20 protein-coding genes are annotated in these 20,716 nt (G+C 66.7%); 13 read left to right on the forward strand and 7 right to left on the reverse strand.

Annotated elements, in window-relative coordinates; translation table 11 throughout:
- Positions 1-12 precede the first annotated feature (12 nt).
- The 5 genes from ACE3OV_RS04270 to ACE3OV_RS04290 all read right to left on the reverse strand — a co-directional run bounded on the left by ACE3OV_RS04270 (position 13) and on the right by ACE3OV_RS04290 (position 7,060).
- Positions 13-1,755, reverse strand: a complete 1,743-nt coding sequence (locus ACE3OV_RS04270) for a protein kinase (protein WP_374325366.1) — start codon at positions 1,753-1,755, stop codon at positions 13-15.
- Positions 1,742-2,554, reverse strand: coding sequence for a formate/nitrite transporter family protein (locus ACE3OV_RS04275; RefSeq protein ID WP_374325368.1), 813 nt, complete (start codon positions 2,552-2,554; stop codon positions 1,742-1,744). The genes ACE3OV_RS04270 and ACE3OV_RS04275 overlap by 14 nt, the downstream gene beginning before the upstream one ends.
- Positions 2,555-2,580: 26 nt before the next feature.
- Complete coding sequence (nirD, locus tag ACE3OV_RS04280) at positions 2,581-2,919, reverse strand: nitrite reductase small subunit NirD (RefSeq protein WP_374325370.1); 339 nt, start codon at positions 2,917-2,919, stop codon at positions 2,581-2,583.
- A gap of 20 nt (positions 2,920-2,939) precedes the next feature.
- Positions 2,940-5,456 (reverse strand): nitrite reductase large subunit NirB, encoded by a 2,517-nt coding sequence (nirB, locus tag ACE3OV_RS04285; RefSeq protein ID WP_374325372.1) that lies wholly within the window; start codon positions 5,454-5,456, stop codon positions 2,940-2,942.
- Positions 5,457-5,794: 338 nt separating this feature from the next.
- Positions 5,795-7,060, reverse strand: coding sequence for a nitrate- and nitrite sensing domain-containing protein (locus ACE3OV_RS04290; protein WP_374325373.1), 1,266 nt, complete (start codon positions 7,058-7,060; stop codon positions 5,795-5,797).
- 264 nt (positions 7,061-7,324) lie between these two features.
- On the opposite strand from ACE3OV_RS04290, the gene ACE3OV_RS04295 reads away from it, so the two are divergent.
- The 7 genes from ACE3OV_RS04295 (at position 7,325) to ACE3OV_RS04325 (ending at position 13,823) form a co-directional block, all read left to right on the forward strand.
- Entirely contained in the window at positions 7,325-8,017 is a 693-nt protein-coding gene (locus ACE3OV_RS04295) for a DUF4198 domain-containing protein (RefSeq protein ID WP_374325375.1), read from the forward strand.
- On the forward strand, positions 8,014-8,439 hold the full coding sequence (locus tag ACE3OV_RS04300; protein ID WP_374325377.1) for a hypothetical protein: 426 nt from the start codon (positions 8,014-8,016) through the stop codon (positions 8,437-8,439). The genes ACE3OV_RS04295 and ACE3OV_RS04300 overlap by 4 nt, the downstream gene beginning before the upstream one ends.
- The gene (locus ACE3OV_RS04305; RefSeq protein ID WP_374325378.1) at positions 8,436-9,425 is read left to right on the forward strand and encodes a hypothetical protein; all 990 of its coding nucleotides are present in this window, start codon (positions 8,436-8,438) and stop codon (positions 9,423-9,425) included. The genes ACE3OV_RS04300 and ACE3OV_RS04305 overlap by 4 nt, the downstream gene beginning before the upstream one ends.
- 9 nt (positions 9,426-9,434) lie before the next feature.
- Complete coding sequence (locus ACE3OV_RS04310; RefSeq protein WP_374325380.1) at positions 9,435-10,079, forward strand: energy-coupling factor ABC transporter permease; 645 nt, start codon at positions 9,435-9,437, stop codon at positions 10,077-10,079.
- A complete protein-coding gene (locus ACE3OV_RS04315; protein WP_374325382.1) occupies positions 10,076-10,630 on the forward strand; it encodes a hypothetical protein in 555 nt (184 codons plus the stop codon). Before ACE3OV_RS04310 ends, ACE3OV_RS04315 begins: the two co-directional genes overlap by 4 nt.
- Entirely contained in the window at positions 10,623-11,417 is a 795-nt protein-coding gene (locus ACE3OV_RS04320; protein WP_374325384.1) for an energy-coupling factor ABC transporter ATP-binding protein, read from the forward strand. Before ACE3OV_RS04315 ends, ACE3OV_RS04320 begins: the two co-directional genes overlap by 8 nt.
- A gap of 129 nt (positions 11,418-11,546) precedes the next feature.
- The gene (locus ACE3OV_RS04325) at positions 11,547-13,823 is read left to right on the forward strand and encodes an NADP-dependent malic enzyme (RefSeq protein ID WP_374325386.1); all 2,277 of its coding nucleotides are present in this window, start codon (positions 11,547-11,549) and stop codon (positions 13,821-13,823) included.
- A gap of 57 nt (positions 13,824-13,880) precedes the next feature.
- Here the strand turns inward: ACE3OV_RS04325 and ACE3OV_RS04330 are convergent, their stop codons facing one another.
- Together ACE3OV_RS04330 and mpl are read right to left on the reverse strand one after the other, a co-directional pair.
- Positions 13,881-14,468, reverse strand: coding sequence for an SCO family protein (locus tag ACE3OV_RS04330; protein WP_374325388.1), 588 nt, complete (start codon positions 14,466-14,468; stop codon positions 13,881-13,883).
- Complete coding sequence (gene mpl / locus ACE3OV_RS04335; protein ID WP_374325390.1) at positions 14,465-15,811, reverse strand: UDP-N-acetylmuramate:L-alanyl-gamma-D-glutamyl-meso-diaminopimelate ligase; 1,347 nt, start codon at positions 15,809-15,811, stop codon at positions 14,465-14,467. The genes ACE3OV_RS04330 and mpl overlap by 4 nt, the downstream gene beginning before the upstream one ends.
- Positions 15,812-15,861: 50 nt before the next feature.
- Here mpl and ACE3OV_RS04340 point away from each other — a divergent pair, with 50 nt between their 5' ends.
- Genes ACE3OV_RS04340 through ACE3OV_RS04365 form a run of 6 tightly spaced genes read left to right on the forward strand, consistent with a single transcriptional unit; the run spans position 15,862 to position 20,715 of the window.
- The gene (locus ACE3OV_RS04340; protein WP_374325392.1) at positions 15,862-16,452 is read left to right on the forward strand and encodes a hypothetical protein; all 591 of its coding nucleotides are present in this window, start codon (positions 15,862-15,864) and stop codon (positions 16,450-16,452) included.
- Positions 16,453-16,491: 39 nt separating this feature from the next.
- The gene (aroQ, locus tag ACE3OV_RS04345) at positions 16,492-16,974 is read left to right on the forward strand and encodes a type II 3-dehydroquinate dehydratase (protein ID WP_374325393.1); all 483 of its coding nucleotides are present in this window, start codon (positions 16,492-16,494) and stop codon (positions 16,972-16,974) included.
- Between the two features lie 59 nt (positions 16,975-17,033).
- The gene (accB, locus tag ACE3OV_RS04350) at positions 17,034-17,498 is read left to right on the forward strand and encodes an acetyl-CoA carboxylase biotin carboxyl carrier protein (protein WP_374325395.1); all 465 of its coding nucleotides are present in this window, start codon (positions 17,034-17,036) and stop codon (positions 17,496-17,498) included.
- A gap of 8 nt (positions 17,499-17,506) precedes the next feature.
- Positions 17,507-18,865, forward strand: coding sequence for an acetyl-CoA carboxylase biotin carboxylase subunit (gene accC / locus ACE3OV_RS04355; RefSeq protein ID WP_374325397.1), 1,359 nt, complete (start codon positions 17,507-17,509; stop codon positions 18,863-18,865).
- A complete protein-coding gene (gene prmA / locus ACE3OV_RS04360) occupies positions 18,866-19,756 on the forward strand; it encodes a 50S ribosomal protein L11 methyltransferase (RefSeq protein WP_374325399.1) in 891 nt (296 codons plus the stop codon).
- Positions 19,732-20,715, forward strand: a complete 984-nt coding sequence (locus ACE3OV_RS04365; RefSeq protein ID WP_374325401.1) for a DUF3426 domain-containing protein — start codon at positions 19,732-19,734, stop codon at positions 20,713-20,715. Before prmA ends, ACE3OV_RS04365 begins: the two co-directional genes overlap by 25 nt.
- The last annotated feature ends 1 nt before the right edge of the window (position 20,716 follow it).

The raw sequence follows: 20,716 nt of genomic DNA on the forward strand, positions 1-20,716 counted from the left end.
GGCGCCACCGCCTCAGCCACCCAAGCAGCAGCGCCAGAGCAGGACGAAAACCAGCAGGCCCAGCCCGGCGCTGAGCAGTTTCCAGAAACGCAGCGGATCGCGTTCGAGCAGGGGCAGGCGGCGCGTGCTGAGAAATTGCGGCCCGGGTTGCTGCAGGTCGCGGACGAACTCGCTCAACGCCTCCTGGCGCCGTCGCGGATCGACCTGCAGCGCCTTGCCCAACACGGCGTCGCCCCAGGCCGGCAGATCGGGGCGGAAGGTGGCCAGCGGCAGCCGGCGCAGACGGCGTGCCTCGGGCAGCGTGCGGACGCGTGCCGCGGCCAGCCCGTAAGGCAGTTCGCCGCTCAGCATGCGGTAGGCAATGGCGGCCAGCGCGTAGAGGTCGGCGGCCGGACTCGCCGGCTCGCCGGTCAGGCATTCCGGCGCCAGATACTGCAGCGTGCCCGGCGGCGCGGCCTCATTGGCCTGCCCGGCTTCGGCCAGGCCGCCGACCTGGACACTGGCCAGGTCGATCAGGCGGACCGTGCCGCTGGCGTCGATCATGACGTTTTCCGGGCGCAGGTCGCGGTGCAGCATGTCGCGCCGGTGCAGCGCCTGGAGGCCCTGCGCCAGCTGGGCGACAATGCCACGCACCGCGTCGAGCGGCGGCTGCGGATGGTCGATCATCCACTGCGCCAGCGTCTGGCCGGCGATGTACTCCATCGCCACATAGAGCGAATGGCGCGGCCGCGTGCCTGGCCAGGCCTTGATCACGTGCGGGTTGTCGACGCGCCGCGCCACCCACTCTTCGAGCACGAAGCCGTCGAGATAGGCGGCGTTTTCCCGCAGATCGGTGGACGGCAGCTTGAGCACGACCGGCATCCGGCTGGCTTCGTCCTCGGCCAGATAGACATGGCTGCGCGCGCTGACCTGCAGCTCGCGGACGATGCTGAAGCCCTCGAAATGCATTCCCGGCCGCAGCGGCGGCGGCAACGGCAAGGCCTGCCGTTGCGCGCGCAACTGGTCGGCCTCCGCTGCCGGCAGGGCGTCGATGCGCAGCAGTTGCACGCTGGCGTCGTCGCGGCTGCCGGCGGCGCGCGCCGCTTCGACCAGGCTGGCGGCGACGGCGTCGAGCGCGTCGCCATGCCGATCCAGCGCGGCGTGCACGCTGGCGGCATCGAGGAATTCGTGCGCCCCGTCGGTGGCCAGCAGGTAGATCTCGCCCGGCTCGGCGTCCCAGCAGCGGTAGTCGATCTCGACATGGCTGCCGATGCCGAGCGCGCGCGCCAGGTAACTCTCGTCGGGCGAATGGCGGACGCGATGGTCTTCGCTCAGTTGTTCCAGCGCCTGCGCATGCAAGCGGTAGATGCGCGCATCGCCGACGTGCAGCAGATGCAGTTGGCGGCCTTTCAGGATCAGCGCGCTGAAGGTGCAGACGTAACCGCTGTCGCGGTCGAAGCGGCCGTCGCCGTGCATGGTCTGGCTGTACAGCCAGGCATTGACGGCGTCGAGCACGCGCTGCGCCGAGCGGCGGACGGTCCACGCCTCGGCGGTGGCGTAGTAGTCGTCGAGGAAACTGCGCACCGCCGTCTGGCTGGCGATATGGCCGACCTGGCTCGAACTGATGCCGTCGGCGATGGCGAGGGCGATGCCCTTGGCGGCCAGCAGGTGGCCGCCGGGCAGCAGCGCGCCGTAAAAATCCTGGTTGACCGGATGCTCGCCGGCCAGCGAGTGCTGGCCGAGCGAAACCTGCGTTCCGGAATCAGGCGATGGCACGCTTCGGCGCCGTCTTGTAGTGCGTCGAGTAGAGCGTGGCGCCGACGAAGGTCAGGCCGCCGACCAGGTTGCCGAGCACGGTCGGGATCTCGTTCCAGATCAGGTAGTCCATGATCGTGAAGTTGCCACCCATCATCAAGCCGGACGGGAACAGGTACATGTTCACGATGCTGTGCTCGAAGCCCATGTAGAAGAAGACCAGGATCGGCATCCACATGGCGATCACCTTGCCCGACACCGAGGTCGACATCATCGCCGCGACGACGCCGGTCGACACCATCCAGTTGCACATCACCGCGCGCACGAACAGGGTCAGCATGCCGGCCGCGCCGAGGGCGGCATAACCGACGGTACGGCCTTCACCAATATGGCCGATCTTCTGGCCGATGGCGTTCGGATCGCCGGTGAAGCCATTGGTGAAGATGATCGCCATGAACACGGCAACGGTCAGCGCGCCAGCGAAGTTGCCGCAGAAGACCAGCGACCAGTTGCGCATCACGCCGCCCCAGGTAGCACCCGGGCGCTTGTCCAGTACCGCCAGCGGAGCCAGCGTGAAGACGCCGGTGAGCAGGTCGAAACCGAGCAGGTAGAGCATGCAGAAGCCGACCGGGAAGAGCAGGGCGCCAATCAGCGGATTGCCGGTGTTGACCGTGATCGACACGGCGAAGGCCGCGGCCAGCGCGAGGATGGCGCCAGCCATGTAGGAACGGATCAGGGTGTCGCGGGTGGACATCAGGAGCTTGGATTCGCCAGCGTCGATCATTTTGGTGACGAATTCGGCGGGAGCTAGGTAGGCCATGGTGAATACCTCTCAGGTGGGGTGGATCAGGAAAGGGAAAGGGAGACGACGCCGTCGCAGACTCGCACCGGGTAGGTGCCGACCGAATGCTCGGGGGATTCCAGGCATTCGCCGGTGCGCAGGTCGAAGTGGTTCTTGTAGAGCGGCGAGGCGACGACCAGGCGCTCGCCGAGGTTGCCGGTCAGGCCGCGCGACAGGACGCTCGCCCCGGATCGCGGGTCGATGTTGTCGATGGCGAAAAGCTGCTCATCGCCGATGCGGAAGACGGCAATGTGACGCGCGTCGAGCAGGGCGCAGACGCCGGTGCCGGGCAGGATGTCGGCGATGCCGCAGACCGGCAGCCAGAGTGGTTCGTGAGCTTTCATGGCGGGGTTCTCCGGGCAGTTCAGGCGAGCGACACGGCGCATTCGTCGGCGCGCGCCGGCCGCTTCTGGCCGCGCTCGTCGACGAAGACGATGCCGGCGTCGGCCTGCTCGTCGTTGATGAAGGTACGGAAGCGCTTGCGGACGTCGGGGTCGCTGACCGCCGTCTTCCACTCGCACTGGTAGGTATCGACCACGTGCTGCATCTGCCCTTCCAGTTCGCCACAGAGGTCGAGCGTGTCGTCGAGCAGCACCGACTTCAGGTAGTCGAGCCCGCCTTCCAGGCTTTCGCGCCAGGTGCTGGTGCGCTGCAGGCGGTCGGCGGTGCGCACGTAGAACATCAGGAAGCGGTCGATCAGGCGGATCAGCGTCGCCTTGTCGAGGTCGGCGGCGAGCAGTTCGGCGTGGCGCGGCTTCATGCCGCCGTTGCCACAGACGTAGAGGTTCCAGCCGCGTTCGGTGGCAATGATGCCGATATCCTTGCCCTGTGCCTCGGCGCACTCGCGGGTGCAACCCGAGACGCCGAACTTGATCTTGTGCGGCGCGCGCAGGCCCTTGTAGCGATGTTCCAGTTCGACGGCAAGGCCGACCGAGTCATCGACGCCGTAGCGGCACCAGGTACTGCCGACGCAGGACTTCACGGTACGCAGCGACTTGCCGTAGGCGTGACCGGATTCGAAGCCGGCGGCGATCAGCTCTTCCCAGATCAACGGCAACTGCTCGACGCGGGCGCCGAACAGGTCGACGCGCTGGCCGCCGGTGACCTTGGTGTAGAGGCCGTATTTCTTGGCCACCTGGCCGACCGCGATCAGCCCGTCGGGCGTCACTTCGCCGCCCGGCATGCGCGGCACCACGGAGTAGGTGCCGTTCTTCTGGATGTTGCCGAGGAAGTAGTCGTTGCTGTCCTGCAGGCTGGCCAGTTCGCCCTGCAGCACGAAGTCGTTCCAGCACGAGGCGAAGATCGACGCCGCGGTCGGCTTGCAGATGTCGCAGCCGAGACCCTGGCCGTGCTTTTCCAGCAAGTCGGCGAAGCTGCGGATGTTGCCGACGCGGATCAGGTGGAACAACTCCTGACGGGAGTAGGGGAAGTGCTCGCACAGGTGGTTGTTGACCGTCATGCCGCGGCGCGCCATTTCCGCCTTCATGATCTGCGTCACCAGCGGCACGCAGCCGCCGCAGGTGGCGCCGGCCTTGGTGCAGGCCTTGATCTGGCCGATCGTCGTCGCTCCGTCGGCAACGGCGGCGGCAATCTGCCCCTTGCTGACGTTGTTGCAGGAACAGATCTGCGCGCTGTCGGGCAGCGCGTCCGCGCCCAGGCCAGGCTTGGCCTTGCCATCGCTGGCCGGCAGGATCAGGAACTCGGGATCGGCGGGCAGGGCGATGGCGTTCAGCGCCATCTGCAGCAGCGTGCCGTATTCGTCGGCGTTGCCGACCAGCACGGCGCCGAGCAGGCGCTTGCCGTCGCCACTGACGACGATCTTCTTGTAGATCTGCTTGGCCTCGTCGATGTAGCGGAAGCTGCGGCAGCCGGCGCTGCGCCCCTGGGCATCGCCGATGCTGGCGACGTCGACGCCCATCAGCTTGAGCTTGGTGCTCATGTCGGCGCCGGCAAAGGCGGCGCTCGCCTCACCGGCCAGATGGCGGGCGGCGACACGGGCCATCTCGTAACCTGGCGCGACCAGACCGAACAACTGATCCTGCCAGGCAGCGCATTCGCCGATCGCGTAGATGTCGGGATCGCTGGTCCGGCAGTGGTCGTCGATGGCGATGCCGCCGCGCGCGCCGACCGCCAGCGCGTTATTGCGCGCCAGTTCGTCGCGCGGCCGGATGCCCGCCGAGAAGACGATCATGTCGGCCTCGAGGTGGGTGCCGTCACTGAACACCATGCGGTGGCGCGCCGTCGCGCCGTCGCGGATGTCGACCGTGTTGCGCTCGGTATGGACCTTGACCCCTAGCGCCTCGATCTTGGCGCGCAGGATGCGTCCGCCGTCATCGTCCACCTGCACCGCCATCAGGCGCGGCGCGTATTCGACGACATGCGTCTGCAGGCCGAGGTCGCGCAGCGCCTTGGCGCATTCTAGGCCGAGCAGGCCGCCGCCGACGGCGATGCCGCTGCGCGAGACGGCGCCCGAGGCGCGCATCGCCTCAAGGTCGTCGAGCGTCCGGTAGACGAAGCTGTGGGGGCGGTCGTTGCCCTTGAGCAGCGGAACGAAGGGATAGGAGCCGGTGGCCAGCACCAGCTTGTCGTAGGCGAGGGTCTGGCCGTCCGCCGTGGTGACCGTGCGCGCCCGGCGGTCGATGGCGACGGCCCGGCTGCCCAGTCGCAGCGTGAAACCGCTGGCCTGGAAGAAGCCGGGGGCGACCAGCGACAGGTCTTCCGCACTCTTGCCGGCAAAGAATTCGGACAGGTGGACGCGGTCGTAGGCGGCGCGGCTTTCCTCGCCGAGCACGCTGACTTCCGCGCCGGACAGGCCAAGCTGATGCAGTTCCTCGAGAAACTTGTGGCCAACCATGCCGTGGCCGATGACGATGATCTTCATGTCGGTATCACTCTCTCGCTTCGGCGGAGACTCCGTGATACCCGGGCGACGGCACTGAAACCCGTCGCCTGCATGGAAGCCCCCGCACTAGGCGGTTATGTCGGTTTGAAATGACGGCCGACGCAACTTGGGTTGCGGCTGCCGGATTCCACCGTCATTGGCGGAGGCTGTTGCCCGATGCAACATTGCACGCGGGCAGGGAGTGATTAGCAGCTAGCATGCCAGAACTGACTGTCGCCCACTGGGCAAGGGCTTCCGGGTTTGATGGCGGTCCCGTCCGGGATTTTTCTGCACCAGGCCTGTGCGTCGCCCGCCAAATTGGTGCCGAAAATGCCGGCCTAACGCTCCAGCCCGGTCGGAGCGGGCAGCAGGCCGGCGACGCCGAGCAGCGCTTCGGCAACGTCGGCCAGGCGCCGGTTCTGGTTCATCGCGTTCTGGCGCAGCAAGCGGTAGGCGGCCGCCTCGTCGAGGCCCTGCGTCGCCATCAGGATGCCCTTGGCCCGCTCGATCAGCTTGCGCTCCTCGAGATTGGCGCGCACCGTCGCCAGTTCGTCGGTCAGGCTTTGCAGACGCTGCGACTGCGACTGCAGCATGTCGACCACCGCCTGCGTCAGGTGTGGCCCGATGCCGTCGCCAGCAGCGGCGACGGGCCCGCCGATGCCGGCGGCGAACGCCGCCTGCGGCGGCAGCGGGAGCGATTCGCGAAGTTCCGACAAACGTTGCTGCTGGTCGGCGCTATCGCGCTGCAACTGCTCGATGCGCTGCCGGCAGAGCCCCTGCAGCAGGCCGGCGAGATGGTTCTCGACCCGATGCAGTTCGTCCATCCGCGCCGAGCAGCAGGTATACCATTCGTCCGCCAACGCGCTGTCGAGCGGCCGCCCAAGCCCGGACAGCAGCTTGCGGCGCAGCCGTTCGAGCGAAGAGAGGGGCAGCAGGGACTGCAGGGCGCGCCACTCGGCACCGAGTTCGTCGCAGAAGGCGACGAAATGCCGGAAGGAGTTTTCCTGCATCTCGATCAGGTACTCGATCGCCTGCACGTCGGCTTCGCCGATCCGGCCGGCGGCGAAGGCGGCGGCACCGGTCGCCCGTTCGCGACCGGCCGACTCCTTGCCCTGCATCAGGTGGAAGAGGGCGATCAGCAGGCGCGAGATGGCCGGATCAATGGCAACGTCGGCGGCTTCGAAAACCAGGGCGAGCAGGGTGGCGACCAGCTGGCTGTACTGCTCGCTCGCCTGGGCCGGTGTCAGCGCCAGCGCGGTGACGCCACGGCGGATTTCCGGCAGGCCGGCCAGCGCCTGCAGGGCGATCGCCACCCGGGTGTAGAAACGGGCGCCGCCGCTCATGCCATCCCGAGTTTCACGGCGCTCCAGCCAGGCATCGAGCTGCAGCACCGCCTGGTCGCTGCTGGCCATGCACTGCGCCCGTAGCTCGGCGAAGCGGCGCCCCCCCGAAGCCAGGAAGAGATTCGAACTGCCGCGCTCCTGCTGCAGGTGATGCACCAGTTCGCTCGTCGCCAGAACCAGGTCACAGGTGCGCGCCAGGTTTTCCAGTTCGCTTTCTTCGCTGCGCCGTGCGGCCGCCAGGTAACTCAGGACGCTGTTCATTGCATTTTCCAGGAGGTCGATCGCGGCACCGCCCGATCGCCTGCCGCCTTCATGATCAAGCAAGATGCAAACCAGAGCGCGAGATCCGGTTCGCCCCGACAAACGACAGCGGACAGCCATCTTCCACAGGAACGGAAAGTGAGCTTCCACTTCCGCCCGCAACTCCCCCCGGAATCGCCCCAGTGGGCAATACGTTCAATGACTTATTGTCTGGGCACGGAACTTGTATGAAGATATTAACTTCTTTCATACAACCACCCCATCATGCGCCGCACACTCACCCTGCTGCTCTGCCTGACGTCTTCGGCCTGCTTTGCCCACGACCTGTGGTTCGCCCCCGAGGGCAACGACTACCTGCTGCTGCAGGGGCACCGCCATTCCAGCCATGCCGGTGCCGATACCATCGACTACGATGGCCGCAAGGTCAGCGGTTCGCTGTGCCTCGATGGCACGGGCAAAGCGCGCCCGGCCGCGCCATCGAACAGCGCCCCGGTACGCTTCGCCGGTCCCTGCGCGGTGCTGCAGGCCGATTACGTTTCCGGCTACTGGACCAAGACGGCCTGGGAAACGAAGAACATCCCGAAAACCGGGATTTCGGGCGTGCTGCGCAGCTGGCATTCGGCCGAATCGGTGAAGCGCATCGGCCAGTGGATTCCCGCCGCCGGCAAACCGCTTGGCCGTGGCCTCGAGATCACGCCACTGCGCGATCCGCTGCCACTGCAAGCGGGCGACAAGCTCACCGTGCTGGTCAGCGACGACGGCAAGCCGGTGGCCGGTCTGCCCGTGGCCTACGGCGACGACACCCGCGGCGTCAGCGACAGCGACGGCAAGATCGCCATCCGCCTGCGCCACGGCGGCACCCAGTTGATCACGACGACGCAGGAAACGCCCCTCACCGACGGCAAGGCCGACCGCGCGCTGCGCAGCGCGACGCTGCAGTTCGAGATCGCGCCATGAGGTGGCTGCCCTTGCTCGCGCTGTTCGCCGCAGCGGCGGCGCCAGCCCATGAGATCCGGCTCGATGTCTCGGGTGCCAGTGCCACCGTGATCACGCTGCACTACGCCGATGGCCAGCCCTTCGCCTTCGAGGCCTACGAACTCTACCCGGCCGGCAGCGAAACGCCGGGCCAGGTCGGGCGCACCGACGGCAAGGGCCGTATCGCGCTGCTTGCCGACACGGCCGGCGAATGGCGCCTGAAGGCCTGGTCGGACGACGGCCACGGCGTCGACCGCAAACTCACGGCGCTCGCCGGCGACCCGGCGGCAGCCACGGCGCCCGCCGCCGAAACGCCGCGTGGCGCGCTCTGGCTGGGCGGTCTGGGAACGATCTTCGGCCTGTTCGGGCTGCTGCAACTCTATCTGGGGAGGAAAAAACGGTGAAACAATTCTACTTCTATGGCTTGGGTTTACTTGCGGCGAGCGCCGCTCAACCGGCTTTCGCCCACCACGGCGTCGCCGGTGTCGGCGCCGTCGGCCTGCAGGGACCGGGAGCACCGATCGAATCAGCGGCTTCCTCGGTCCTCCCCGAAGGCGGCATGCTCGCCTACCTGAAGGTCGATCAGGCGCGCTTCAAGCAGTACGGCTGGGCAACGCCGAACGCCGACTACGCTCGCTTCACCATGCTTGGCCTCGGCTACGGCGTCACGCCGTGGTTCTCCGCCTACGCCTTCGTGCCGCACAACACCAAGGTCGAGGAATCCGGTGGCCTCGATTCGCGCGGCTGGGCCGACATGTCGCTGATGGGCCAGGTCGGCTTCAAATACGACCAGGACGGCTGGCGCCTGAATCCAGCCAATGAAAGCCTCGACGATCTCGAAGACTGGCACTTCAGCGTCTTTGCCGGCGCCACGCTGCCGACCGGCGCCCCCAACCACCGCCTGAGCGACGGCTCGATCGATGCCGGCAAATCGCTCGGCTTCGGCAAGCCGGCGTGGACGCTCGGCGTCACCGCCAGCAAGATGCTGAGCCGGACGCTGACCCTGAGCCTGGAAGCATCGACTTTCCGCTTCCAGCCCTATACCTACGATAGCGGCGAACGTGTGCAGTTCGGCGCCGAAAACCGCCTCAACGCGGCGCTCGCCTGGCGGGCGCTGACCGTGCCTGAGAAATCCTTCCGCCTCGACCCGGTGCTCGAAGTGCAGTACCTGAGCATCGGCCGCGATCGCAGCAACGGTGTCGGCGAAGACGGTACCGGCGGCCGCATGGTCTATCTGGTGCCCGGCGTCCGCGCCTACTGGCACAATGCCAGCTTCGCGCTCGGCATCAAGAAGCCGGTGTGGACCGACCTCAACGAATCGAGCACCCAGCAAGGCGCCGAAGGCAAGGAGAAATACCGCCTGATCTTCTCCGCTTCGCTGATGTTCTAAGGCTGATCGATGCATATTCCCGACGGATTCCTGTCGCCGCAGACCTACCTGCCGGCCTGGGGCGTGGCGACGGTGGCCTGGGCCTGGGCCGGCCGCGGCCTGGCGCAACGGCTGGACGAGACCCTGGTGCCGCGGCTGGCGATGCTCACCGCGCTGGCCTATGCGCTCGGCCTGATCATGCTGCCCTTGCCCGGCGGAACCTCCGGGCACGCCATCGGCGTCGCCGCGCTGGCATTGATCTTCGGCGTCCGCCTGGCCTTTCTCGCCTACAGCGGGGTCCTGCTGCTGCAGGCGCTGCTCTTCGGCGCCGGCGGCATCACCGCGCTCGGCGTCAATGCGCTAGCCCTCGGCCTGCTCGGCGCCGCCGTCGCGGTCGGTGTTCGGCGTCTGCTCGCCGGCTGCGGCGACAACGTCGCGGTGGCGCTGGCCGCCTTCGTCTCGCTGCAGGTGTCGGCGTTGCTGATCGCCCTGGTGCTCGGCGTGCAACCGCTGATCGCCCAGCGCGAGGACGGCAGCCCACTGTTCTTCCCCCTCGGCTTCGCCGTCACCGTGCCGGCCGTGCTGCTGCCGCACCTGCTGATCGGTATCGGCGAGGCGGCGCTGACCGTCCTCGTCTGGCGCTACGCCAAGCGCAAGGGCTGGGTCGCCGGATGAACCGGGCACGCGCCTGGCTGCTCACCTATCTTGGCGCCGTGGTGGCGATCACCTGCGTGCACCAGCCGGTGGCGCTCGCCGCCGGGCTGGCCGTCGCCCTGGTCGGCGCCGGCGGCGCGCGCTGGCGCTTGCTGAAGCGGGCGGCGCTGGCGCTGCTGCTGGTCAACGCCAGCGTCAGCCTGGCCTACGCCGGGCTTGCCTGGTGGCAGGGGAGGCCGCTCGGCGACGCCTTGCTGCTGATCAACCTGCGCGTATTGCTGCTGGTTTTCCTTGGCTTCTGGCTGGTCGACCGCGTGCGCCTGCTCGACGCGCTGGCCGGCTGGCCCGTGCTGTCGATGATCGCCACCCTGGCACTCGGCCAGATCGCCGTCTATCGCCGGCTGCTCGACGACTTCCGGCTCGCCTTCCGCAGCCGCAACCCGGCACCGCCTAGCGCCGCCGCCATGCTCCGGCATGCCGGCGCGCAAGCCGGCTGCTTGCTCGACAAATCCCTGCACGACGCCGAGCAGGCAGCGCAGGCGATGCGTTCCCGGGGAGCTTTCGATGCCTGACGCGCTGCTCGAATTTACCAACGTCGCCTATGCCTGGCCGGACGGCCGGCCGGTATTCGCCGACCTGAGCTTTCGCATCGCCGCCGGCGAGAAGGTGGTCCTGCTGGGCGCCAACGGCGCCGGCAAGTCGACGCTGCTGCGCCTCGCCAACGGCCTGCTGCCCCCGAGCGGCGGCAGCGTTGCCTGGCAGGGTCGATCGCTCAGCCCGTCGCTATTGCGCCAGCGCGATTTCGCGCGCGACTTCCGGCAGGCCAACGTGCTGCTCTTCCAGCACCCGGAAGCGATGCTGTTCAACCCGACGGTACGCGAGGAAATCGCCTACGGCCCGCAGCAGCTCGGCCTTGCCGACAGCGCCGCCCGCGTTGACCGCTGGGCGGCCGAGCTTGGCCTGCAAACGCTGCTCGATGCGGCGCCGTTCACGCTCTCCGGTGGCCAGAAGCAGAAGGTCGCGCTGGCCTGCCTGCTCGCCCTCGACCCGCAATTCCTCGCCCTCGACGAGCCGAGCGCCTCGCTCGACCCGGCGACGGTCGGCTGGTTGATCGACACCTTGCTCGATTCCGGGCGGACCCTGCTGATCAGCACGCACAACCTCGGCCTCGCCGCCGAACTCGGCGAACGCGCGCTGATTCTCGACGGCAGCGGCCGCCTGCTCTACGACGGCCCGCTCGAACCGGCGCTGGGCGACCTGCCGCTGCTGCTGGCGGCAGGCCTGGCGCACCGCCACCGGCATCGCCACGGCGGCGCAACGCATGCCCATCTGCACGTGCATGACTGGGAATCTTCGTGATCCGGACGCCCGTTTTCCGCCAGTAGTCAAAAGCGGCGGGCTCCCCCATAATTCATAATTACACACCCTGTCACCAAGCTTTGGAGTAACCTACAGGGTTTTCCCCAACACGTTTGCCGAGGATTATCCGTGGAAAAGGATTTGCGCGAAGCCGCACTCGAATATCACCGCTGGCCCACCCCGGGCAAGATTTCCGTCCGCCCGACCAAGGGCCTGACCAACCAGCGCGACCTCGCGCTGGCCTACTCGCCGGGCGTCGCCGCCGCCTGTGACGCCATCGTCGAGGACGAAGCAACCGCCGCGCTGTACACCTCGCGCGCCAACCTGGTCGGCGTCGTCACCAACGGCACCGCCGTGCTCGGCCTCGGCAACATCGGGCCTCTGGCGTCCAAGCCGGTGATGGAAGGCAAGGGCTGCCTGTTCAAGAAGTTCGCCGGCATCGACGTCTTCGACATCGAACTGGCCGAGAACGACCCGGACAAGCTGATCGACATGATCGCCGCGCTCGAGCCGACGCTCGGCGGCATCAACCTGGAGGACATCAAGGCCCCCGAATGCTTCTACATCGAACGGAAGCTGAAGGAAAGGATGAACATCCCGGTCTTCCACGACGACCAGCACGGCACCGCGATCATCTCCGGCGCCGCCATGCTCAACGGCCTCAAGGTCGTCGGCAAGAAGATCGACGAAATCAAGGTTGTCGTTTCGGGTGCCGGCGCCGCCGCGATCTCCTGCGTGAACCTGTGGTGTGACCTTGGCGTCAAGCGCGAGAACATCACCATCTGCGACTCCAAGGGCGTCATCTACGTCGGCCGCCCAGGCGGCATGGACGAAACCAAGGCCCGCTACGCGCAGGATACCGACAAGCGCACGCTCGCCGATGCGATGGTCGGTGCCGACGTCTTCCTTGGTCTGTCGGCAGCCGGTGTGGTCAAGCAGGACATGGTCAAGAGCATGGCTGAAAAGCCGATGGTCTTCGCCCTGGCCAACCCGACCCCGGAAATCATGCCGGAACTGGTCAAGGAAGTCCGCCCGGAGGCGATCATCGCCACCGGCCGTTCCGACTACGTGAACCAGGTCAATAACGTCCTCTGCTTCCCCTTCATCTTCCGCGGCGCGCTCGATGTCGGCGCCACCCGCATCACCGAAGAGATGAAGATGGCTTCGGTACGGGCCATCGCCGAACTGGCGGAAGCCGAAGTCACCGACGAAGTGGCCATGGCCTACCCGGGCGCCGTTCTCTCCTTTGGCCCGGAATACCTGATTCCCAAGCCCTTCGACCCGCGCCTGATCGTCAAGATCGCCCCGGCCGTCGCCCAGGCGGCGATCGATTCCGGTGTCGCGACGCGGCCGATCACCGACTGGGACGCCTACCGCGCCAAGCTGTCGGAATTCGTCTATCACACCGGCGTCGGCATGCGCGCCATCTTCCAGGCCGCCCGGCAGGCCAAGGGCAAGCGCATCATCTTCGCGGAAGGTGAAGAAGAGCGCGTGTTGCGCGCCGTTCAGGTGGTGATCGAGGAAAAATTCGCCCGTCCTATCCTCATCGGCCGCCCCGACATCATCGAACACCGCCTCGACAAGGCCAAGCTGCGGATCAAGCCGGGTGTCGATTTCGACATCGTCAATCCGCAGTCCGACGAGCGCTACCGCGAGTGCTGGACCGCCTACCACAAGCTGATGGCGCGCCGCGGCGTGACGCCGGCAATCGCCAAGGAATCGCTGCGCCGCAAGCCGACGGTGATCGGCGCCATGCTGCTCAAGCTCGGCTACGCCGACGGCATGATCTGCGGCATGACCGGCCAGTACAGCCATCACCTGGGTGTGATCAACCAGATCATCGGCAAGCGCAGCGGCGTCAACACGCTGGCCGCGATGAACTACCTGATGCTGCCGGGCCGCTCGCTGTTCATCTGCGACACCCATGTCAACGAGAACCCGAGTGCCGAGGAAATCGCCGAAATGACGCTGATGGCGGCCGAACAGGTCAAGCGCTTCGGCAGCCAGCCGAAGGTCGCGCTGCTCTCGCATTCCAACTTCGGTTCCGGCAGCTCGGAATCGGCGCGCAAGATGGGCGTTGCCGCCGGCCTGATCTCGGCGATGTCGTCCGGCGAACTCGAAGTCGATGGCGAAATGCATGGCGACTCGGCACTGAACGAGGAAATCCGCCGCGAAGCCAACCCGGATTCGCCGCTCAAGGGCGAAGCCAACCTGCTGGTGATGCCCAACATCGACGCCGCCAACATCTCCTACAACCTGTTGAAGATGACCGGCGGCGAAGGCGTCACCATCGGCCCCATCCTGCTCGGTGCGGCGCGCCCGGTGCATGTCCTGACCTCGACGGCAACCGTCCGCCGCCTGGTCAACATGACCGCGCTGGCCGTCGTCGAATCGATGGAACGCTGAGCGTCGGCTACCGCCGGATCGCTGTACGACGAGGCCCCGCCAGCGGCGGGGCCTTTTTCATGGTGCCGTCAGCAAAGTTTGCAGGTCGGCGATGATCGGTTCCAGCGGCGCCGTCTCGGCCAGCATCAGGCGCAACTGGCCGGCCGGATCGAGAACGTAGGCAGCGGCGCTATGGTCGATGACGTAGCCCATGCCGCCACCGATCTCCTTCTTGCCATAAACCACCTTGAACTGGGTAGCAACTTCGGCGATCTGCTCGGCCGTGCCGGACAGCCCGAGAAAATCGGGATGGAACCACTTGACGAAGGTGTCGGTGCGCTCCGGGGTATCGCGCTCCGGATCGACCGAGATGAAAATCACCTGGACCCGCGCCGCATCGCGGTCGCGCAGCGTGCGCAGCAGGCTGGCGTACTTGCGCAGCGCGCTCGGGCAGATGTCCGGACAACTGGTGTAACCGAAGAAGACGATCACCGCCTTGCCACGGAATTCCTCGAAACTGCGGGCGCGGCCCTTACCGTCGTAGAGCATCGCCCGGGGAAATAGCTGCCCCGACGACAGATCGGTGTTCCGGAAACCAGGTGCCTCGCCGCCGCAGGCGGTCAGCGCCAAGGCAGCGGCCAGGGTGATGAAGTCACGACGATTCATCGGGCAAGTTCCTCCAGCAGTTTGTGATGGATGCCACCGAAGCCGCCGTTGCTCATCACCAGCAGATGATCGCCCGGCCGCGCAACCGCGGTGATGGCGGAAACCAGTGCCGCCAGGTCTTCCTCGACGATGGCACGTTCGCCCAGCGGCGCCAGCGCTGCCGCCGCGTCCCAGCCCAGGTTGCCGGCGTAGCAGAAGGCGAGGTCGGCGTCGCGCAGGCTATCCGGCAGCAGCGCCTTCATCGTCCCCAGCTTCATCGTGTTGGAACGCGGCTCGAAGACAGCCAGGATACGCGCCGCGCCGACCTTGCGGCGCAGGCCGGCGAGTGTCGTCGCCAGCGCCGTCGGGTGATGCGCGAAATCGTCGTAGACGGTGACGCCGTTGACCACGCCGCGCACTTCCATGCGCCGCTTGACATTGGCAAAGCGCGCCAGCGCCTCCAAGCCTTTGGCGAAAGGCACGCCGACATGGCGCGCCGCCAGGAGGGCGGCGCAGGCGTTGGCGCGGTTATGGTCGCCGGTCAGTTGCCACTGGCAGCGGCCGATCTCGCCGTTCGCGTCATGCAGGATCAGGCTGCCGTCGGCGTCGTCGCCGGTCGTGCGGTAACCGTTGGGCGCGTTGAAACGCTCGACCGGGGTCCAGCAACCGCGCTGCAGGACGCGTTCCAGGCTGGCTTCGCCAGCGTTGGCGACGATCAACCCGGAAGCCGGCATGGTCCGCACCAGATGGTGGAACTGCGTTTCGATCGCCGCCAGATCGGCGAAAATATCTGCATGATCGAATTCAAGGTTGTTCAGGATCGCCGTCCGCGGCCGATAGTGGATGAACTTGGAACGCTTGTCGCAGAACGCGGTGTCGTATTCGTCGGCCTCGATGACGAAGAAAGGCGTGTCGCCGAGCCGCGCCGAGACCCCGAAGTCCAGCGGCACGCCACCGATCAGGAAACCCGGCGCCAGGCCGGCGTCCTCGAGAATCCAGGCCAGCATCGCGCTGGTCGTCGTCTTGCCGTGGGTACCGGCGACGCCGAGCACCCAGCGCCCCTGCAGAACGTTTTCGGCCAGCCATTGCGGCCCGGAAACATAGGCCAGGCCGCGGTCGAGGATGGCCTCGAGCAGCGGATTACCGCGCGAGATCGCGTTGCCGACGACAAACACGTCCGGCGCCAGCGCCAGTTGCTCGCTGGAAAAACCCTCGATCAGTTCGATACCGGCCTGACGCAACTGATCGCTCATCGGCGGATAGACGTTGGCATCGCATCCGGTGACACGGTGTCCGGAGGCAACGGCAAGCTGGGCGATGCCGCCCATGAAGGTGCCGCAGATGCCGAGAATGTGAATGTGCATGGCGCTGACTGTGGTTAGAATGAACCCGATTCTACCCCGAGCGAGACACCATGCCCCGCCACGACAGGCTGCGAAACGGTTCCAGCGTCCGGTCCACCATCGCCGCCGCCGCCGCCCGGCTGATGGCCGAAGACGGCATCAGCGACTACCACCACGCCAAGAAGAAAGCGGCCCGCCAGCTCGGCCTGCCGGACAATGTCGGCTTTCCCGACAACGCCGAGGTCGAGGCCGAACTGCGCGCCTACCGCGAGCTCTATCAGGGCGACATCCACCCGGAAATGCTGGCGGCGATGCGCCACTCGGCGCTCGAACTGATGGAATTGCTGACCGCCTTCAATCCCTGGCTGACCGGCTCGGTGCTCGACGGCACGGCCGGCGAGCACTCATCGATCGACATCCTGCTGTTCGCCGACAGCGCCAAGGAAGTGGAGATTTTCCTGCTCAATCGCGGGATCGACGTCAGCCACGCCCAGCCCCGCAACGACAAGGTCGAAGCCGTGCTGCAGGTGGAAACCGACACCGTGGACGCCAACCTGATCATCCTCCCGCCCCACCTCGAAAGAGTCAGCCTGAAGCACCGCGACGGCCGGCCGCGCGAGCGCATGCGGGCAGCCGAACTACACCTCCTACTTAAGGAATAGACTGGACAAGTTGCAGCGATTTGCGGCAAACTTGCCGCCATGACGAAGCGAAAAACTGCTTCCAAGCCGGCGGATAAGGCCCGTATCCTGGTCGTTCATGGCCCGAATCTGAACCTGCTTGGGACGCGCGAACCCGAACACTACGGCCGCATGACGCTGGCCGACATCAACCTGGCGCTGGCGCGCCTGGCGGAAAGTGTCGGCGTCGAACTGGAAGCCTTCCAGAGCAATCACGAAGGTGCGCTGATCGAACGCATCCACGCCGCCCGCGAGCAGGGCGTGCGCGCCATCATCATCAACCCCGCCGCCTACACGCACACCAGCGTTGCCTTGCGCGACGCACTGGCCGCCGTTGCCATTCCCTTCGTCGAAGTGCATCTGTCCAACGTGCACGCCCGGGAAAGCTTCCGGCACCATTCGTATTTCTCCGACCTGGCCATCGGCGTCATCTGCGGACTGGGTCACGAGGGCTACCGCTTCGCCCTCGAATTCCTCCTCAACAGAATCAATCTGGATCAGTAATCTAGCGACAACTGTCGTGATCATGCGCCCATCGTGCGCGAAAAATTTAGGGAGTCATCATGGATCTGCGCAAGCTGAAAAAACTCATCGACCTCGTTCAGGAGTCCGGCATTTCGGAACTCGAAGTCACCGAGGGCGAGGAAAAGGTCCGCATCGCCAAGCATTTCGGTGCCGTCGCCGCCCCCGTCCAGCACTACGCCATGCCGGCCCCGATGCCGATGCCGATGCCCGCGGCCGGCGCCCCGGCGACCAGCTCGGTCAATCTCGACGACGAGGATGAGCTGCCGGAAGGCCACGTCATGAAGTCGCCGATGGTCGGCACCTTCTACCGCTCGCCATCGCCCGGTGCCGACGCTTTCGTCCAGGTCGGCAGCGTCGTCAAGAAGGGCGACACGCTGTGCATCATCGAAGCGATGAAGCTGCTCAACGAGATCGAAGCCGAGGTCGACGGCACGATCAAGGCCATCCTGCTCGACAACGGCGAACCGGTCGAATTCGGCGAGCCCCTGTTCGTGATTGGCTGATCATGCCGATGTTCGAGAAAATCCTGATCGCTAACCGGGGCGAAATCGCCCTGCGTATCCAGCGCGCCTGTCGCGAGATGGGCATCAAGACCGTCGTCGTTCACTCGGAGGCGGACCGCGAGGCCAAGTACGTCAAGCTCGCCGACGAATCGGTGTGCATCGGCCCGGCGGCCTCGGCGCAGAGCTACCTGAACGTGCCGGCGATCATTTCCGCCGCCGAAGTCACCGACGCCCAGGCGATCCACCCCGGTTACGGCTTCCTATCCGAGAACGCCGACTTCGCCGAACGCGTCGAAACCTCGGGCTTCGTCTTCATCGGCCCGCGCGCCGAAACGATCCGCCTGATGGGCGACAAGGTCTCGGCCAAGGACGCGATGAAGGCGGCCGGCGTGCCCTGCGTTCCCGGTTCTGAAGGCGCGCTGCCCGATGATCCCAAGGAAATCGTCCGCATCGCCCGCGCCATCGGCTACCCGGTGATCATCAAGGCGGCCGGCGGCGGCGGCGGGCGCGGCATGCGCGTCGTCCATACCGAAGCAGCGCTGGTCAACGCGGTCGGCATGACCCGCCAGGAAGCCGGCACCTTCTTCGGCAATCCTGCCGTCTACATGGAAAAGTACCTGGAAAATCCGCGTCACGTGGAAATCCAGGTCCTTGCCGACCAGTACCGCAGCGCCATTTACCTCGGCGAACGCGACTGCTCGATGCAGCGCCGCCACCAGAAGGTGATCGAGGAAGCGCCGGCGCCGCTGATTCCGGCCCGCCTGATCTCGCGCATCGGCGAACGCTGCGCCGAAGCCTGCCGCAAGATCGGCTACCGCGGCGCCGGCACCTTCGAATTCCTGTTCGAGAACGGCGAGTTCTACTTCATCGAGATGAACACCCGCGTCCAGGTCGAACACCCGGTGACCGAGATGATCACCGGCATCGACATCGTCCAGGAACAGATCCGCATCGCCGCCGGCGAGAAGCTGCGCTACCGCCAGAAGGATGTCAGCTTCCGCGGTCATGCCATCGAATGCCGCATCAACGCCGAAGATCCCTTCACGTTCGTGCCATCTCCCGGCAAGATCGAGTTTTATCACCCGCCCGGCGGCCCCGGCATCCGCGTCGATTCGCACATCTACCAGGGTTACCGCGTCCCCTCGCACTACGATTCGATGGTCGCCAAGGTAATCGCCTACGGCGACACCCGCGAGCAGGCGATCCGCCGCATGCGCGTCGCGCTGTCCGAGATGAGCATCCAGGGCATCAAGACCAACATCGCGCTGCACCAGGAACTGATGCTCGACGCCCGCTTCATCGAGGGCGGCTCCAGCATCCACTATCTGGAGCAGAAGCTGGCGGCGATGAACGAGGTCAAGCAGTAAATGGCCTGGCTGAGCGTCAGTTTCCCGAGCGATGCGGCCAGCGCCGAGCCCTTCTGCGACGCGCTGCTCGAAAACGGCGCGCTGTCGGCGTCGATCGAGGACGCCGACGCCGGTACCGCGGAGGAAAAGCCGCAATTCGGCGAACCCGGTTCGGTGACCACGCCGGGCTGGGACCGCTCGCGCATTGTCGCCTTGTTCGAGGCCGACGCCGCCGTTGACGCCATGCTCGCCGCCGCCGCCGCCGCTGCCGGCCTGAGCGCGCCAGCCGAGTACTGCTCGGAAACCGTCGAGGAACAGAACTGGGTGCAGCTGACCCAGTCGCAATTCGACCCGATCCGCGTCTCCGACCGCCTGTGGATCGTCCCCTCCTGGCACGAATCGCCCGATCCGGCGGCGATCAACCTGATCCTCGACCCGGGCATGGCCTTCGGTACCGGCTCGCACCCGACGACGCGGCTCTGCCTGGAGTGGCTGGAACGCACCGTCCGCCCCGGCGACAGCGTGCTCGACTACGGTTGCGGCTCCGGCATCCTCGCCATCGCCGCCGGCAAACTCGGTGCCGCCGATGTTGCCGGCGTCGACATCGATCCGCAGGCGGTCAGCGCCGCCGTCGCCAACGCCGAACGCAACGCCGTTGCCGCGCGCTTCTGCGATTCTGGACAGGCGCTCGCCGGTGAGTATGATGTCGTCGTGGCCAACATCCTGTCCAATCCCTTGCGCGTCCTCGCTCCCGCCATCTGCGCCCATGTCCGGCGCGGCGGGAAGCTCGCCCTGTCCGGCATCCTGCGTGAGCAGGCTGACGAGATCATTGGCGTATACGCCCCCTGGATTGCGCTGCAGGTGGCCGACACCCGCGAGGACTGGATATGCCTGGCCGGGGTCCGCTCCTGACCCGCACCCGCTGCCCGGAATGCGGCACGGTCTTCCGTGTCACGTCCGAGCAGTTGCGACTGAAGGCGGGCAAGGTCCGCTGCGGCAGTTGCCACGGCATCTTCAACGCCTTCGACCAGTTGTTGCCGCTGGAAACGCCGGCCATTACCGACATCGAGCCCGATGCCGGCAAGCTGGCGGCACCACCCAGCCCGCCGCTCGCCGAACTGCCAGCTGTGGAAGAAGCGGCGGCAGCCGCCGACAGGCCTGCTGCTGAGGGCCCGGACAGCGTGGCGATGCCGGTCCTTGAAGAAGATCCGCCATGGCCGGAAGCCGAAGCGCTGGACGACGAACCCGAGCCGCAGCCCGGACCGCCGGAAACCCCCGAACAGACCACCCAGGCCGCCCGTGAAGCGGGGCTGGTGGCAGTGCGCGAACTCGCCGACAGCCGGGCCTACAACCGCTGGTCGGCTGGCCCCCTGGCCGACGGCGGACTCTCCGGCTTCGCCGACGATGCGCGACCGCTGACCTGGCCGTACTGGCTGGCCACGCTGCTGCTGTTGCTGACCCTCGCCTGGCAGGCGGCCTATCACTTTCGCGGCGAGCTGGTGCTGCGCCTGCCCGCCGCCGGCGCCGTCTTCTCGACGCTTGGCGTACCGGTGCCGCTGCCGCGCCAGGAGCATCTGGTCGCCATCGAAACCTCGGACCTGCAATCCGATCAGGCGCGCGGCCTCTTCGTCCTCAACGCGACGCTGAAGAACCGCGCCGCTTTCGCCCAGGCCTGGCCCGACCTCGAACTGACGCTGACCGATTCGGCCGACCAGGTGGTCGCCCGGCGCGTCATCGCCGCCCGCGATTTCCTGTCCGCCGGCGCCCCCCGCAACGCCTTCCCGGCCAACGGCGAAACCGCCGTCCGGCTGTGGCTAGATGCCAAAGACACCGGCGCCGCCGGCTATCGCCTGTACATCTTCTATCCCTGAA

The organism is Azonexus sp. (genome assembly GCF_041909095.1).
In the GTDB taxonomy this organism is placed as follows: domain Bacteria; phylum Pseudomonadota; class Gammaproteobacteria; order Burkholderiales; family Rhodocyclaceae; genus Azonexus.